This is a genomic window from Proteobacteria bacterium CG1_02_64_396 (genome assembly GCA_001872725.1).
GTDB lineage: Bacteria > Pseudomonadota > MNWR01 > CG1-02-64-396 > CG1-02-64-396 > CG1-02-64-396.
In genome coordinates, this window is sequence record MNWR01000039.1 from 1 (window position 1) to 14,543 (window position 14,543).

General features: G+C 62.8%; 13 protein-coding genes and 1 pseudogene. 2 read left to right on the forward strand and 12 right to left on the reverse strand.

Annotated features, from left to right (window positions below; all coding sequences use genetic code 11):
* Positions 1–902 (forward strand): annotated as a pseudogene (locus tag AUJ55_04855) (hypothetical protein).
* A gap of 797 nt (positions 903–1,699) precedes the next feature.
* Positions 1,700–1,987 (forward strand): hypothetical protein, encoded by a 288-nt coding sequence (locus AUJ55_04860; GenBank protein ID OIO58520.1) that lies wholly within the window; start codon positions 1,700–1,702, stop codon positions 1,985–1,987.
* 129 nt (positions 1,988–2,116) lie between these two features.
* Here AUJ55_04860 and AUJ55_04865 read toward each other — a convergent pair whose 3' ends face one another.
* The 12 genes from AUJ55_04865 to AUJ55_04920 form a co-directional block, all read right to left on the reverse strand.
* On the reverse strand, positions 2,117–3,247 hold the full coding sequence (locus AUJ55_04865) for a tRNA guanosine(34) transglycosylase Tgt (GenBank protein ID OIO58521.1): 1,131 nt from the start codon (positions 3,245–3,247) through the stop codon (positions 2,117–2,119).
* Between the two features lie 148 nt (positions 3,248–3,395).
* Positions 3,396–4,031, reverse strand: coding sequence for a hypothetical protein (locus tag AUJ55_04870; GenBank protein OIO58522.1), 636 nt, complete (start codon positions 4,029–4,031; stop codon positions 3,396–3,398).
* A 287-nt stretch (positions 4,032–4,318) separates the two neighbouring features.
* Positions 4,319–5,626, reverse strand: coding sequence for a hypothetical protein (locus AUJ55_04875; GenBank protein OIO58541.1), 1,308 nt, complete (start codon positions 5,624–5,626; stop codon positions 4,319–4,321).
* Positions 5,623–6,387 carry a lipoate--protein ligase gene (locus tag AUJ55_04880; GenBank protein OIO58523.1) on the reverse strand — a complete coding sequence of 255 codons (765 nt, stop codon included), beginning with the start codon at positions 6,385–6,387 and terminating at the stop codon, positions 5,623–5,625. The genes AUJ55_04875 and AUJ55_04880 overlap by 4 nt, the downstream gene beginning before the upstream one ends.
* Positions 6,377–6,676, reverse strand: a complete 300-nt coding sequence (locus AUJ55_04885) for a hypothetical protein (protein ID OIO58524.1) — start codon at positions 6,674–6,676, stop codon at positions 6,377–6,379. Before AUJ55_04885 ends, AUJ55_04880 begins: the two co-directional genes overlap by 11 nt.
* Before the next feature lie 276 nt (positions 6,677–6,952).
* Complete coding sequence (locus tag AUJ55_04890; protein OIO58525.1) at positions 6,953–7,849, reverse strand: lipoyl synthase; 897 nt, start codon at positions 7,847–7,849, stop codon at positions 6,953–6,955.
* Positions 7,849–8,865, reverse strand: coding sequence for a hypothetical protein (locus AUJ55_04895; GenBank protein ID OIO58526.1), 1,017 nt, complete (start codon positions 8,863–8,865; stop codon positions 7,849–7,851). The genes AUJ55_04890 and AUJ55_04895 overlap by 1 nt, the downstream gene beginning before the upstream one ends.
* A 27-nt stretch (positions 8,866–8,892) precedes the next feature.
* Positions 8,893–10,323 (reverse strand): glycine dehydrogenase (aminomethyl-transferring), encoded by a 1,431-nt coding sequence (locus AUJ55_04900; GenBank protein OIO58527.1) that lies wholly within the window; start codon positions 10,321–10,323, stop codon positions 8,893–8,895.
* Positions 10,320–11,660, reverse strand: a complete 1,341-nt coding sequence (locus AUJ55_04905) for a glycine dehydrogenase (aminomethyl-transferring) (GenBank protein OIO58542.1) — start codon at positions 11,658–11,660, stop codon at positions 10,320–10,322. The genes AUJ55_04900 and AUJ55_04905 overlap by 4 nt, the downstream gene beginning before the upstream one ends.
* Positions 11,661–11,774: 114 nt before the next feature.
* Positions 11,775–12,149, reverse strand: coding sequence for a glycine cleavage system protein H (locus AUJ55_04910; GenBank protein ID OIO58528.1), 375 nt, complete (start codon positions 12,147–12,149; stop codon positions 11,775–11,777).
* 188 nt (positions 12,150–12,337) lie between these two features.
* Positions 12,338–13,393, reverse strand: coding sequence for a hypothetical protein (locus tag AUJ55_04915; protein ID OIO58543.1), 1,056 nt, complete (start codon positions 13,391–13,393; stop codon positions 12,338–12,340).
* A gap of 112 nt (positions 13,394–13,505) precedes the next feature.
* On the reverse strand, positions 13,506–14,456 hold the full coding sequence (locus tag AUJ55_04920; protein ID OIO58529.1) for a hypothetical protein: 951 nt from the start codon (positions 14,454–14,456) through the stop codon (positions 13,506–13,508).
* Between the last annotated feature and the right edge of the window lie 87 nt (positions 14,457–14,543).

A 14,543-nucleotide genomic window follows, 5' to 3' on the forward strand; every position in this document is an offset into this window, starting at 1 on the left:
CCGAGGTTGTTTTACCCAACGGCAAGGTGATCGAATACATCATCGACGGCCGCAACCGCCGGGTGGGGAAAAAGGTGGATGGGGTGCTCACCCAAGGCTTCCTCTACCAGGATCAACTCAACCCGGTGGCGGAATTGGATGGGGCGGGGAATGTGGTTTCCCTGTTCGTTTACGGCTCAAAGGCCAACGTGCCCGATTACCTGGTGCGCGGCGGGGTCACCTACCGGATTGTCTCCGACCACCTGGGCAGCCCCCGTTTGGTAGTGAACGCCGCCGATGGAACGGTGGTGCAGCGGATCGATTACGACGAATGGGGGAATGTGCGGTTCGATTCCAATCCGGGCTTCCAACCGTTTGGATTTGCGGGGGGGATTGCGGATAACGACACTGGGCTGATTCGATTCGGCGCCAGGGATTACGATCCGCAAACGGGACGGTGGACGGCGAAGGATCCCATCCTTTTTGAGGGTGGGGATGGGAATCTGTATGGGTATGTCCTAAGGAATCCGATAAACTTTATCGATCCGTTGGGGCTTTGGGGTTATGCAACTGAATACAGTACAACTGGAGAAGGATTAACTGGTGATATAACGATTATTGAAGGCGCTGTTGATCAGGTATATCAAGATGTGAGTGGAACTACGTCCGATGCAACGGTGACATATTCAACAAATGGCGAACACACTTCACCTGCATCGAAGCATTATACTGGTGAGGCGGTAGATTTGCGGACACGTGATCTCACCACTAACACCCAAAAAGTTGAGTTTAAGGAGCAGCTCCAAGATCTACTCGGTTCAGATTATGATGTTATACTTGAGCCAGACCACATCCACCTTGAATACGACCCCGATATAAAAACATTGAAGCCTGATAAGCCTTTAAAGATACGGTGCCCATAAGATGAAACTACTTCTTGTAGGATTGGCATTAGCGCTATTTTCGCAAAATGCTATTGCTAGAGAACTTATTAATGAAGATTTACCTGCGGGGTGGCGTCTTCCAACGGATGAGGATGTTAGTAGTGGATGGGCTTATTATCGAAGTGAGTATTCTTCCCCGTACTCTATAGACGCAGACTTTGATGGTGATGGGGCTATTGATGCGGCACGGATATTGTTTTTTATAGGAGATAGTAATAGATGGGGGGTCTTTGTTTTTCTGTCGCGAGGGGGTAGTTTTAATATCCAGCAAATATATACGTCAAAAGGCAGGATTCCTGCGCAATCCGTTGGCTTGATTTCGGTTGATGGCGACTTAAAAACAGCATGTTCAAAGGGGTATTTTTCGCCGCTAGATTGTGTTGGAGATCCAGGTGTTTTACGGCTAAGAAATAGTGCAATAAAAATGCTCATGTTTGAAGGCGCGGCTTCCGTTTTTGTATATGACAAAAACAGCGATAATTTTATTCGTTACTGGATAAGCGATTGACATGATTCACAACAGAGGCATCGGGGTCTACCATCGGATTTTCCAGCAAAGTGACGCGGTCGGCTTGGAGCGTTAGCATCCCCCTTGGCGGGGGTGTGGCTCCTGGGGTCGGTGGCCCTTGGCTCGCTCGACCTTGAAATGCAGCCCCCGCCACTTTGCATCGTCCGTTGGGTCAACCGGGATGGTGCCGATCAGCCTTCTGATGTGGCTCTGAGAGTAGACGCGACCGGCGGACGAACCGGTACGTCTGACCGACGCAGGCCACGCCATGAACACTCCCCCCAGTACCGACATTCGCGTTTGCGTTGATGTCGGCAGCCGCAAGCACAGCGTCGCGGTCGGCCTTGCCGACGGGCGCTTCCTCGACGCCTTCGAGGTGGATCGCCGCCCCGAAGGGTTCGACCGATTCTTCCAGCGCATCGACGATATTCAGCGCCAGCATGGCGGCAAGGTCTCGGTGGCGATGGAGGGGTACAACGGTTGGGCGCGTCCCCTCGACAGCCTTGTCCAAAGGCATCGGGCTCTACCATCGGATTTTTCCAGCAAAGTGACGTGATGGCTCCCTAGCGTTAGCATCCCTGTTGGCGGGGGTGTGGCTCATTTGGGGGGGCCGTCGCCTTTCCGTTGGGCGTTCCGATAACGCCTCTGCTATCGCTGGGAATCAAAAACTCAAACGGCCCCTCCCCTACGCCCCCTGCGGCAGAGCCCCGTAGGAAACCGCAAACTCCGTCTTGAACAGCTCCCAGGTTCCCCCCGCGATCGATTCTCGAATCCGCTGCATCAGATTCAGATAGAAGGCCAGGTTGTGCACCGTGAGCAGCATGGGGGCGAGCATCTCTTGGCTGAGGTAGAGGTGGCGTAGGTAGGCCCGGGAAAAACGGCTGCAGGTCGGGCAGGGGCAGGCGGGATCGAGGGGGCGGTCGTCCTCGATAAAACGGGCCTGCTTGATCGTCAGCACCCCCTGGCTGGTGAACAGCGAGCCGTTGCGGGCGTTGCGGGTCGGCATGACGCAATCGAACATGTCGATCCCGGCATCGACCGCCATGACGATGTCCTTCGGCCGCCCCACCCCCATCAAATAACGGGGGCGCTCAGTGGGGAGCAGCGGCGCGGTGGAACGTACCACCTCTTCGATGATCTCCTCCGGCTCCCCCACCGAAACCCCGCCGATGGCCAGCCCCTGAAAGGGCATATGGGAAAGCTCGGCGACCGCCTCGGCCCGCAAATCCAAAAACCGCCCCCCTTGCACGATGCCGAATAGCCCTCCGGGGCCGGGACTGGCCTCGTAGGCGTTCCAGGCCCGTTTGGCCCAGCGGTTCGAAAGGGCGGTGGCCCGCGCCACATCGTCGCGCTCGGCCATGCCGGGGGGGCATTCGTCCAGGCACATCATGATGTCGGAGCGCAGTTTCTGCTGGATGCGCACCACGTTCTCGGGGGTGAGCATGTGTTTGGCGCCGTCGAGGTGACTCTGAAAGGTAACCCCCTCCTCGGTGATCTTGCGTTGCCCCGCCAGTGAAAAGACCTGGAAGCCGCCCGAGTCGGTCAGGGTCGAACCGCCCCACCCCATGAACTTGTGCAGGCCGCCAAAGCGGTCGATGAGATCCTCTCCGGGGCGCAGGTGCAGGTGGTAGGTGTTGCCCAGGACGATCTCGGCCCCGAGGTCGGCGAGCAGGTCGGGATCCATCCCCTTGATCGTCGCCTTGGTCCCCACCGGCATGAAGGCGGGGGTCTCGGCGGTGCCGTGGGGGGTGGTGATCCGACCGCGACGGGGGCCGCTTTGACGGTTGCCGGCGAGGAATTGGTAGGTGATGGGCATGGGGACTTTCGCTGCGGGTTTGGCCAAACAAGGGAGGCCGAATCTTGGGGGTTAACCCCTTTAAGGTCCAGCCGACGGTTCAGCGCAGACCGGGTGCCATAAAGGGTGCAAGGTGAATCGCGCCCCCTCCCAACCCGCCCCGTGCACCTCATGGAAGCGGTCGACCAGGGTTACGGCGTCGCCCATGGCCGGATTCATCCAGCTTAAGGTTTCGAGCATGGTCCGGTGCTGCGCCGCCAAGTCGCGCCAATGCCAGATCGGCTCGTGGTGGAAAATCCGGTTGCGCAGGGTGCGGATGGCGTTCAGACGGGGCGACAACACCGCCCGGCGGCATCGCCTGAAAGAAACGGCGCTGCTTCAGCAACCGTGGCCACGAGATTTGCCCGTGTTCGTACCGGCGGTCGAACAACCGAGTCCAAAACCCGAAGGTCAATTCGGCCACGATCCGGTCGGCAGTCTCCTCCTTGCCCCCTTTGCGCAGTTGCTCGCACGCCTTGACGACCGAGTGAAGTTCGCGTGCATCCAACACGGTGCCCGGCATGGTCATCCAATCCTCCCGTCCCGTCAGATCGCTCAGCGCTTCGTGAAGCGTGTTGCGTAACGTGACCTCGAAGGTGTGAAACAGGGGGTACAGGCTTTCCCCCAAACGCACGTTCCAAAAGTAGTGGGCCAACAGCCCCTCGGCGTGATCGGGCGCCCCCTTGTCCACATACCCCCGCAGCCGTTCGTGGGCGATGGCGTCGATGATTCGTCGGCCGAATGGGGCTCCAATTTTCGATTGCATCCGCAGCTCCTTTTTCCTAGCGTTCGCCCGCCGTCCCCGGGTAAATCCTCTCCCAGCTTCGTGCTGGTGCATGATCCCGGGGTTTTTTTATGCCTGCTTAAGGCCGGACTTTCCATAAATTCGCCCGATGATCGCGTAGGACTTTGATTTCAATGGGGCTCGCCTCAAGGCGTCTACTTCTGGTTTGTGAGCCCGTGGCGTAGCCATGCCTACGTTCAAGCGCACAAAAAAAACCAGTGCAATCAAAAGACAAGCGCGGGCGGAACGAGATTGATGAAAAGTCCGGGTTAGGCCCCCTCCCCCAGCAACAACGCAGCCTCCCGCACCGCCTCCCCCAGCGTCGGATGGGCCGCCACCGTCTTCGCAAAAACGGAGGGGGTCAGCTTGAGCTGCACCGCCAACGCCACCGGGGCGATCAGTTCGCTCGCCTCGATCCCGACGATGCTGCCGCCGCAGATCGCCCCATCCTCCCCGGCATACAGCTGCACGAAGCCGTCGGTGGCGTTCAGGGTGCGGGCGCGGCCGTTGGCGGCCAGGTTGATGCGGGCGGAGCGGTTCGATACCGCCCCCACCGTCGCCGCCTCGGGGAAGGCAAAAATGCAGGCGGGGATGGCGCGGCCTTCAAAACGGCCGTCGATCCCCGCGAGCACCTCAGCGACCACCTCCCCCTGCCGTGAGGCGACGTGGGCCAGCCCCTGACCGGCGACATCGCCGATGGCGAAGACGCTGGGCAGGGTGGTGCGGCATTGGGCGTCGACCTCGATCCCGAAGCGGCCCACGTCGATCCCGAGGGCGGCCAAGTCCCCCACCCCGGTGTTGGGGCGCCGCCCCACCGCGACCAGAAGCTCATCGAAACCGACCGGCTCGCTCAGCCCCTCGACCGTAGCAACCCCGGCCTCGGCGCCGCGCACCAAGCAGCCGGTGCGAATCGTCACCCCACCCCGTTGCAACGCCCCGGTCAGCGCCTGGGCCACCTCGGGATCGACCCCCGGCAGCAACCGCTCGGTCGCCTCGACCACCGTCACCTTGCTGCCCAGGGCAGCGGCGATGGCGGCGAATTCGACCCCGATCACCCCGCCACCGACGATGAGCAACCGCTCGGGCAGCGCCTCAAGATCGAACAGATCGCGGTTGGTGATCCCCGCCAAACCGGAGATCTCGGCGGGGCGCGAACCGGTGGCGATGACGATGTGGCGGGCCGCAATCCGCCGCTCGCCGTCGATGCTTACCAGGTGTGGCCCCTCAATCCGCCCCCAGCCACCCATCGTCTCGACTCCGGCATCCTTGAGCAGCCGCTCGATCCCCATGCGCGAGCTCTTCACCACCCGTTGCACATGCCCCTTGGCCTTGCCCCAGTCGAGCTGCGCCGCCCCGAGGTTCACCCCAAGCCGGGCCGCCCCCTGGGGCGCCTTCATCATCTTGGCGACCGCGTGCAGCGCCTTGGTTGGGATGCAGCCCCAGTTGGTGCACTCCCCCCCCAGCGCCCCCGCCTCGATCAGCGCCGTCTTCAGACCGCGCCGGGCCGCCTCCACGGCGCAAACATAGCCGCCGGGACCGCCGCCGATCACCACCACATCGAATTCGAACCCGCTCATCGCCGCATCACCCATTCGTCGCTTGCGTACTTTTTTAGCAAATCGGGAATTCTTTTTTGTTCGTCCGCCGTTAAGGAAGCGGGGGTGAGGGTGAGATCCAAAGCCTCGACAAATCCCGCTTGCATCGCCGCCGCCGCTTCACCGAAGCCGACCTCCCGTCCCAGAATTTGCTCGGCTGAGGTTACCCTTTGTCGTACATCCCGGATCAGTTTGCCCCGCATCTTCTCGTCGGCCACTTGGAGCAACCGGAACATCCGCTCCACGTCGACCCCGAGTAAAACGGTGCCGTGTTGCAACAGCCCCCCGTGTTTGCGGGTTTGAGCCTGACCGCCGAGTTTTTGTGGAATGTCGTTCGCCGTAACCACGTCGTTGAGGGGGGCAAAGCGGGCCGCGATGCCCAACTTTGCCAGCCCCGCCACGACGCCTGTGCAGATCCTTTCGTAGCTCTCCAGAATCGTCCCCGCCCCCAGGGGATGCCCGGCGGGGAGGACCAACGAGTAGGTCAGCTCGGCGTCGTGAAAGACCGCTCCACCGCCGGTGATGCGACGAACGACCGTCACCCCCTCGCTACGGCAGGCGGTCAGGTCGAGCTCGTCCCCCGCCGATTGAAAATAGCCCAGACTCACCGCCGCCGGGGACCAGGCGTAGAGGCGCAGGGTCGGAATCGCCTCCACCCCCCCCAGCAAAATTGCCTCGTCGACCGCCATGTTGCGGGCGGCGGGCTGGGGGCCATCGACGATCAGCCGCAGCTCATTCGCCATGGCCCGCCTCCTGAATCCCCTTCTCGATGGCCGCTTTCAGGTCGTCGGGGGTGATGCCAAACCATTGGGCCGGATGACTCTGCACTGCCGAGTCGAGCATTTCGCCCACCGCTCGCTTGGTGGCAGGGCCTCCTAAAAAAACGGCCTCGATCGCCTCCAAAGCCTCTTCGGGGTGGATGAAAAAGTCGCCCTCGACCCGCAGCCGAGCGATGCGTCCCCCCTCCAGGCGCAGCTTGACCCGGAAGAGTTTGCCGCCGGGGGGTTTTTCGGTGATGAGGATTTCAGGCATGAGGCAGGCTCGATTGATCTGTGGAAACAATTCGGCATCGGGTGGATTCCGGGTTGCCTTTGGCGCCCCGGAATGACGCGAAGGGTGGGCGGCGTTGCGGCGTAGGGTGCATCCACCAACCGCCCTCACCCCGACCCCCGCTCATCCCGATTGGGAACCCAAGGCCCATCTGTCGGGGGTTCACCCACCGCTGGTTTGGTGGATGCGCTGCGTTTATCCACCCTACGAACTGCTTCTTACGGTTTTCCTTTTTGAACATGACCGCGCAACCGCCCCTCACCCCGACCCCCTCCCCGTGAAGGGCGAGGGGGATTTCTCTTGGATGGCTTGCAGCCCCGCCCGGTCGGCCCGAAAGCTGGAGCGCACCAACGGCCCCGCCTCGACGAAACCGATTCCGGCGGCCTGAGCCGCCTCGGCCAGCGCGTCGAATTCGGCTTGGCTCAGATGGCGTACCACCGGCAGGCTTGTCTTGCTCGGTTGCAGGTACTGCCCCAACGCCAGGATGGAGACCCCCGCCTCGACCAGCCGCCCGAAGAGCGCCACCACCTCGCGGCGCTCCTCCCCCAACCCCAGCATCAGCGCCGTCTTGACCGGAATTGCGGGGGCGGCTTGGTGGAAGTCGGCCAGCAGATTGAGCGAGGTGGCGACGTTTCCGACCCGGATGCCGGGGTAGAGGCGGGGAATCGTTTCGATGTTGTGCGAAAAGACATCGGGGGGATGGCGCAGCAGGATTTCGATGGCGCCAGGCTTACCGGCGAAATCGGGGGTCAGGATCTCGATCTTGCAGCCGGGGGCGTGATGGCGGATTGCCGCGACGGTCGCGGCGAAGTGGCCCGCCAAACCGTCGGGCAGGTCGTCCCGGTTGACCGAGGTCAGGACGACGTAGGTCAGCCCCAGCTCCCCCAACAGCCGCCCGATGCGTTGCGGTTCATCGCCATCAAGCGGCTCCAGCTCGCCGTAGCCGACCGAGCAATAGGGGCAGTTTCGGGAGCAGCGGGGACCGCCGATCATGAAGGTGGCGACTTTGTGGGACCAGCACTCCCCCATGTTGGGGCAGTTGGCCTCGGCGCAGACGGTGTTGAGGTTGTGCTCCTGCAACCGGCGGCGCAGCCAAAAAAACTCGGGGCTGGAGGGCAGGGGGACGACGGTGCGGACGTGCGGCCTGCTGCCCATCAAAATTGGCTTTCGAATTCAAACCGCTCCGAACCAAACAAATCGCGACACACATCGACCACGCCAGCGTCGTACTTCACCCCCCGCCCCGTGCGGATCTCCTCCATCGCCTCTTCCAGGGTTTTGGCGGGGCGGTAGGGACGATAAGAGAGCATTGCCTCGACCACATCGGCAACCCCGACGATGCGGGCCTCCAAACCGATCTGCCCCCCCTGCAAACCCAAGGGGTAGCCCGAGCCGTCGAGCCTCTCGTGGTGATGGTGGACCATCTCGGCCACCGGCCAGGGGAAGGAGATGTCGCCCAGGATCTCCTGTCCCACTCCGGTATGGGTCTTAATGACCTCGAACTCGATGGGACTCAGGGTCGAGGGTTTGGTCAGCAGTTCGGCGGGGATGGTGATCTTGCCGATGTCGTGGATGGCGGCTCCCAAACGGACCCCCTCGACCCGGTCGGGATCGAGCCCCAGCCCCCAGGCAAGCGCCTCGGCGAGCTGGGCGACCCGGCGTTGATGCCCGGCGGTGTAGGGATCGCGGGCCTCCACCGCCTTGGCGATGGCGTGGACCGTCCCTGACAGCGCCTCGCGTAGCCTTTGGTTGCTTTCACGCAGCGCCTGCCGGTCGCTCAGCTGTTGCCGCCGCCCCTCCCCCTCGGCCAGGGCACGGCGGATCACCGGCCCCAGACGCAGCGCCTCTTGGGTTGCAACGAAGTCGTAGGCACCCCGGTGCATCAACTCCACCGCAGTGGTCAGGTCGAGATCCTCCGACATCACCACCACGGGCAGGTCGCCCTGGGGGCTGCTTTGCACCACCTCCAGGGCGGATGCGGCTGAAAACCGGGGCAACTGCGCAGCCACCACCGCCAGATCGAAGCGCTGCACCTTCAGCTGCGCCGCCAAGGTTGCAGCCTCTTCGACCCGCTCGATTTCGGGACGAAATCCCGCCTGCCTCAGCTCGGAGTCGAGCTGCGCCACCACGTCGTCCGAAGGGGCGATGGCCAACACATGCAATGACCCCATGACTTGGGTGCCTCACAAAAAAGGGGATCAGTCCCCGTGTTTGAGCGCCGGCTTACGGGCCGCCGCCACTTCGTCGAAACGGCTGACTGCGGTGGTGACCGGGGCGCGGTGGAGCAGGTCTGGGTCAGAGGCCGCCTCTTGCAGCACCGCCTCCATCGCCGCCACGAAGGCGTCGAGCGCCTCCAGCGCTTCGGTCTCGGTCGGCTCGATCATCAGAGCCCCCGACACATTGATGGGGAAGTAGACGGTGGGGGGATGAACCCCGTAGTCGATCAACCGCTTGGCGATGTCGAGGGTTTTGATGCCGTTGGGGACCCCCTCGTCGTTGAGGACGAACTCGTGCTGACAGACCCGGTTGTAGGGGAGGTTGAAATTCGTTTGCAGCCGAACCCGCAGGTAGTTGGCGTTGAGCACCGCCTGCCGCCCGATCTGGGCGACCCCCTCTTCCCCCAAAGCGCTCAGATAGGCGTAGGCCCGTATCAACATGCCGAAGTGGCCGAAGAACCCCTTCATTCTTCCCAGGGTGTGGGGGTGTCCCTCCTCGGCTTGCATGACGAAGCGGTCGCCCAGGTTGACGACCCGCGGCACCGGCAGATACCCCTCAAGTTTTGCCACCACCCCGACCGGGCCGGAGCCGGGACCGCCGCCGCCGTGGGGGGTCGAGAAGGACTTGTGCAGGTTGAGGTGGACGATGTCGAACCCCATGTCGGCAATGCGGGCCACCCCGAGCACCGCGTTGGCGTTGGCGCCGTCGCAATAAAACAGGGCGCCGCGCTCGTGCAGAATCTGGGCGATCACCCCGATGCGCCGGTCGAACAGCCCCAGGGTGTTGGGGTTGGTGAGCATCAGCCCCACGGTGGTCTCGTCGACCAACGCCGCGAGCGCGGCCAGGTCGACCTCGCCGTGTTCGTCCGACGGCACCGTCTTGACGTCGAAACCGCAAAAGGCGGCGGTGGCCGGATTGGTGCCGTGGGCCGAGTCGGGGATGAGGATCGTGCGCCGCTGGGTTTGCCCCAGGGCGTCGAAGTGGGCCTTCATGATCATCACCCCGGTCAGCTCACCGTGGGCACCGGCTGCCGGTTGCAGGGTGAAGGCGGCCATGCCGGTGACGGCGCACAGCTGTTGTTCGAGCTCCCACATCAACCGCAGCGCCCCTTGTGTCGATTCGCTCGGGGTGGCGGGATGGAGATCGGCAAAGCCGGGCAGAGCGGCGCCGTCCTCATTAATGCGGGGGTTGTACTTCATGGTGCACGACCCCAGCGGATAAAAGCCGTTGTCGACCCCGAAGTTGAGGGTTGAAAGGTTGGTGTAATGGGCCACCACGTCCCGCTCCCCCATCTCGGGCAGCGACAGGCTCTCGCGGGTCAGTTCGACCGGCAGCGTCGCAGCGGGAACCTCAAGCTCGGGCAGGAAGAAGCCGGTGCGGCCCGGCACGCTGCGGTCATAGACGGTTTTCATGCCATGCCCCCTTTCAAGGCCGCGGTCAAGGCGGTGGCCAAGGCATCGCACTCAGCCTTGGTGTTGTTTTCGGTGGCGCACAGCAGCAATCCATCCTTGAACTCGGGGTAGTCGTCGCCGGTGGTCACCCCGGCCAGAAAACCTTGCGCCGCCAGTAGGTGGCGCACCTTGCCCGGATCGGGCACCTGTACCGCGAATTCGTTGTAGGTCGGCCCTTCGAAGAGCGCCCCAATACCGGGAATCGCGGTCACCTGGGTCTTGAGGTATTCGCTCATGGCGTGGCTTTGGCGTGCCACCGTCTGGAGTTGCGGCCCGACCAGGCTCAGATAAATCGTGGCGATCAGGGCGTTGAGCCCCTGGTTGGTGCAGATGTTCGAGGTCGCCTTGTCGCGGCGGATGTGCTGCTCGCGTGCTTGCAAGGTCAACACAAAGCCGTCGCGCCCCTGGGCATCCTTGGCCCGCCCGACCAGACGGCCCGGAATCTTGCGCATCAGCGGGGTTTTGACCGCCAGCAGCCCCAAATGGGGGCCGCCGAACTGCATCGGAATCCCGAAAGCCTGCCCCTCCCCGACGAAGATGTCGCTCCCCTGCTCCCCCGGCGTTTTGAGCAGACCGAGCGCGGAACCCTCGACGACGCAGGCCACCGCGAACGCGCCCGCCGCATGGGCCAACTCGGCGGCAGCCTGAAACCCCTCGATCCGCCCGAAGTAGTTGGGGGACTGGGTGATGAGGGCGGCGGTGTCGCCGTCGCAGTGGGCCCGCTCAAGATCGGTGATGCCGTCGGCGCTGAGCGGCACCTCCACCAGCTCGATTCCCGCCGCATTCATGTAGGTCGCCACCACCTTGCGGTAGTCGGGATGGACACCGCGCGAAATCAGAATTTTTTTGCGGTTCTTGGCCCGCACCGCCATCAACGCCGCCTCGGCCAGGGCGGAGGCGCCGTCATACATCGAGGCGTTGGCCACATCCATGCCGCTCAAACGACAAACGTGACTCTGAAATTCGAAGATGGCGGCCAGCGTCCCTTGAGCGATCTCGGGCTGGTAGGGGGTGTAGGCGGTGAGGAATTCCCCCCGCCCGACCAGATGGGGGATCACGGCGGGGCGGTAGTGGCAATAGGCCCCCGCCCCGGCAAAGCAGACCAGCCGTTCGTTGGCGACGGCCAGGGTGTGCAGAAGCCGCAGCAACTCCGGTTCGCTTAAACCCCGAGGGAGCCCCAGCCCCCCCTTGAGCCGCATCGCCTCAGGGATGTCGGCAAAGAGTTCATCAACCGTTTCAACCCCGATGGCGGCGAGCATCTGCGCCTGCTGCTCGGGGGTGTTCAGGGTGTAGTGCATGGGGGCCTCGGAAGGGGGGGGAAACGGGGTCGGACGGTCGCGCCAGGGGCGGAAAGGCATCGCGGCGAGGGCGCCGCTCCTACAAGTTTTTTGGATTGCTGGATTGCGGAGGGATTACCCCCCGGCCACCAACGCCTCGTAGGCCGCCGCGTCCAGCAAGCCGTCGAGCTGAGCGGCGTCGCTGAGCTCCAGCTTGAAAATCCACCCCTGCCCGAAGGGGTCTTGATTGAGCAGCTCGGGGGCGCCGTCGAGCGCTTGGTTGACCGCGACGATGGTGCCGTCGGCTGGGGCGTAGACCGGGCTGGAGGCCTTGACCGAATCGATCATGCAGACCTCTTGCCCCTTGGTCACATTCATCCCCTCGGCGGGAAGCTCGACGAAGACGATGTCGGTGAGCAGCTCCTGGGCGTGGTCGGTGATGCCGACGCGCCCGTCGGCGGCGATCCATTCGTGTTGATCGGTGTAACGCAGGTGGGTCGGGTTGGACATGGAGGCCTCGATTATTCGGTATGGATGTAGGGTGGATAAGCGCAGCGCATCCACCAGCAGGGGGCAGCATCGAGCAAGAGCGCCGGTTTCGGCGCAGACGCTCCCTCAAACGGGCTTCACATCAAGCAAGGGTGCAGTTTCTGGGCAAAAGGTGGATGCGCTGCGCTTATCCACCCCATCGATTCACCCTACGGTTGCTGCTCACCCTGACGATAGGTGTACAAGGGTCGTTTCATCACCTTGGCCGCCACGGCGCGACCGCGAATGTCGATGGCGATGGGGGCGCCAACCTCGGGGGGGGAGCCATCGAGCAGCGCCAGGCCGATCCCCGCCTCGAAGGTGGGGCTGAAGGTGCCAGAGGTGACGATCCCAGCAGGCTTGCCCTCGATCAACACCGGACAGCCGTCGCGGGGAACCCCCCGTTCGGTGAGTTGGAAGGCGATCATGTGCCGCCGCGCCGGGTTTTCTTTTTGGGCCAGCAAAGCCTCGCGCCCGACGAAATCCCCCTTATCGAAGCGGACCGCAAAGCCGATCCCCGCCTCGATGGGTGAGATCGTGTCGCTGAGCTCATGGCCATAAAGGGAATAACAGGCCTCCAGGCGCAGCACGTCCCGCGCCCCCAGCCCCGCCGGAATCAACCCCGACGGCGCCCCCGCTTCGAGCAGGGCGTCCCACAACGCGGTCGCCTCCTCGCTGGCGCAATAGAGCTCGAAGCCATCCTCGCCGGTGTAGCCGGTGCGCGACAGCGCCACCCGAAAACCGGCCACCACCCCGTGGCCGAATTCGAAGCGGCCCAGCTCGTCGAGGTCGAAATCGATCAGGTTTTGCAGGATCGCCTGCGACTTCGGCCCTTGCAGATCGAGCTTGGCGGTGGCGTCGGACAGGTCGATCAGATCGGCCTCGGCCTGCCCAATGTGGGATGCAATCCAGGCGAAGTCCTTCTCACAGTTGGCGGCGTTGACCACCAACATGAAGGCGTTGTCGCTAAAGCGGTAGACGAACAGGTCATCCACCGTTCCGCCCTCCTCGCGGCACAAGGCGGCATAAAAGGCCTTGCCGCTCGGCAACCGGGTCAAATCGTTGGTGATCAGCCGTTGCAGCACCTGCTCGGCATCGGGGCCGCGCAGGTCGAATTCGCCCATGTGGCTGATGTCGTAAAGCGCCGCTGCTTTGCGGGTCGCCTCGACCTCTTGCTTGATTGAGGAATAAACCACCGGCATGGCCCAACCGCCAAAACCGACCATACGGGCACCGAGGGCGACGTGGGCATCGAACAAAGGGGTTTGTTTCAAGGGGGGACTCCATCAAAAACGCCCCCCCGCCCAAAACACCAGGCGGGGGGGGCAAACGATTCGATTACTTACGTTCAGGCCCCAGCCCCAAGAAGGCGTGCAGGGCGGGGCGGCCCGAGGCGCGCCAGATTTTGACCACCTCGAAAACAATCACCGAGGTGAAGGTCGCCATCAACCAGACGAGCGCCGCCTCCAGGGGAAGGTCGGCCCAGGCGCCGATGAAGATCCCCATCATCGCCTCGTGCTGGTAATTCCACCAACCGTAGGGCAACGCCAGACTCGCCTCCCACAACAGGCTGATAAGCAGCAAGATGAAGAAGCTCAGGCTGAAGGCGCGCCAGTTAATGAAGGGGCTGGTCGTCTTGAAAAAGCCCATCGAGGGGATGACCGCAACCGCCAAGACGTAGGCGTAATAACCGGGAAAGCCATCGGGCACATCCGAAAAGAACTTCTTATAGATGATCCCCACCCCCAGCAGCAGCAGACCAATCACCAACGACATGGGGTGAAACACCACCAAACGCTTGATTTTCTGGGAGCGTTCCTCGTAATCGGGGACGTTGTAGGCCAGCAACCAGTATTCGTCGTTGAACACGTAGAGCAGCAGCACAAAAACAAAGGCGGAGAGGTAGAAGATGAATTCTTCGATGGGAATCCCCCCCCCTACCCCCGGAACCTCGATCCCCAGCACCGCATGGGTATTGGGGAACAAAAAGAAGGTGTGGGCAAAGAGCAGGTCGAGCACAAACCCCAGTGGCAGCAGCAACCCCAAGGTGATGCCGAATGCCCCCTTTTGAAAAGGAAGGTGGGGATGGCGAAACAACCAGACCAACAGCGCCCCGATGGGGATGATGAACAGCACCAGCGACCAGGTGTACCCCAGCGGGGAGGGGTTGTCGCTGGTCGGCACCAATTGGTTGGGATGCTCGACCGTATCGAGGGTGATCCAGGTGGCCAGGGCGATTACGGCGATCATAACCAGCACCGTTAATGCCGATTTCTGTTGCGTCTCCATCTCTTCTTCCTCCCCTTTGGGTTTATGGGCCGGGTTGCACCCCACCTGCGGGGTTGTCGCCCGGTGCACTGCATGGTTTGATGGTGC

What these genes read in the sequence shown, in the direction of transcription:
- AUJ55_04865 (OIO58521.1), bottom strand. Translation starts at nt 3,247, where the DNA reads ATGCCCATCACCTACCAATTCCTCGCCGGCAACCGTCAAAGCGGCCCC.
- AUJ55_04870 (OIO58522.1), bottom strand. Translation starts at nt 4,031, where the DNA reads ATGCAATCGAAAATTGGAGCCCCATTCGGCCGACGAATCATCGACGCC.
- AUJ55_04875 (OIO58541.1), bottom strand. Translation starts at nt 5,626, where the DNA reads ATGAGCGGGTTCGAATTCGATGTGGTGGTGATCGGCGGCGGTCCCGGC.
- AUJ55_04890 (OIO58525.1), bottom strand. Translation starts at nt 7,849, where the DNA reads ATGGGCAGCAGGCCGCACGTCCGCACCGTCGTCCCCCTGCCCTCCAGC.
- AUJ55_04905 (OIO58542.1), bottom strand. Translation starts at nt 11,660, where the DNA reads ATGCACTACACCCTGAACACCCCCGAGCAGCAGGCGCAGATGCTCGCC.
- AUJ55_04895 (OIO58526.1), bottom strand. Translation starts at nt 8,865, where the DNA reads ATGGGGTCATTGCATGTGTTGGCCATCGCCCCTTCGGACGACGTGGTG.
- AUJ55_04920 (OIO58529.1), bottom strand. Translation starts at nt 14,456, where the DNA reads ATGGAGACGCAACAGAAATCGGCATTAACGGTGCTGGTTATGATCGCC.
- AUJ55_04880 (OIO58523.1), bottom strand. Translation starts at nt 6,387, where the DNA reads ATGGCGAATGAGCTGCGGCTGATCGTCGATGGCCCCCAGCCCGCCGCC.
- AUJ55_04885 (OIO58524.1), bottom strand. Translation starts at nt 6,676, where the DNA reads ATGCCTGAAATCCTCATCACCGAAAAACCCCCCGGCGGCAAACTCTTC.
- AUJ55_04900 (OIO58527.1), bottom strand. Translation starts at nt 10,323, where the DNA reads ATGAAAACCGTCTATGACCGCAGCGTGCCGGGCCGCACCGGCTTCTTC.
- AUJ55_04910 (OIO58528.1), bottom strand. Translation starts at nt 12,149, where the DNA reads ATGTCCAACCCGACCCACCTGCGTTACACCGATCAACACGAATGGATC.
- AUJ55_04860 (OIO58520.1), top strand. Translation starts at nt 1,700, where the DNA reads ATGAACACTCCCCCCAGTACCGACATTCGCGTTTGCGTTGATGTCGGC.
- AUJ55_04915 (OIO58543.1), bottom strand. Translation starts at nt 13,393, where the DNA reads ATGGTCGGTTTTGGCGGTTGGGCCATGCCGGTGGTTTATTCCTCAATC.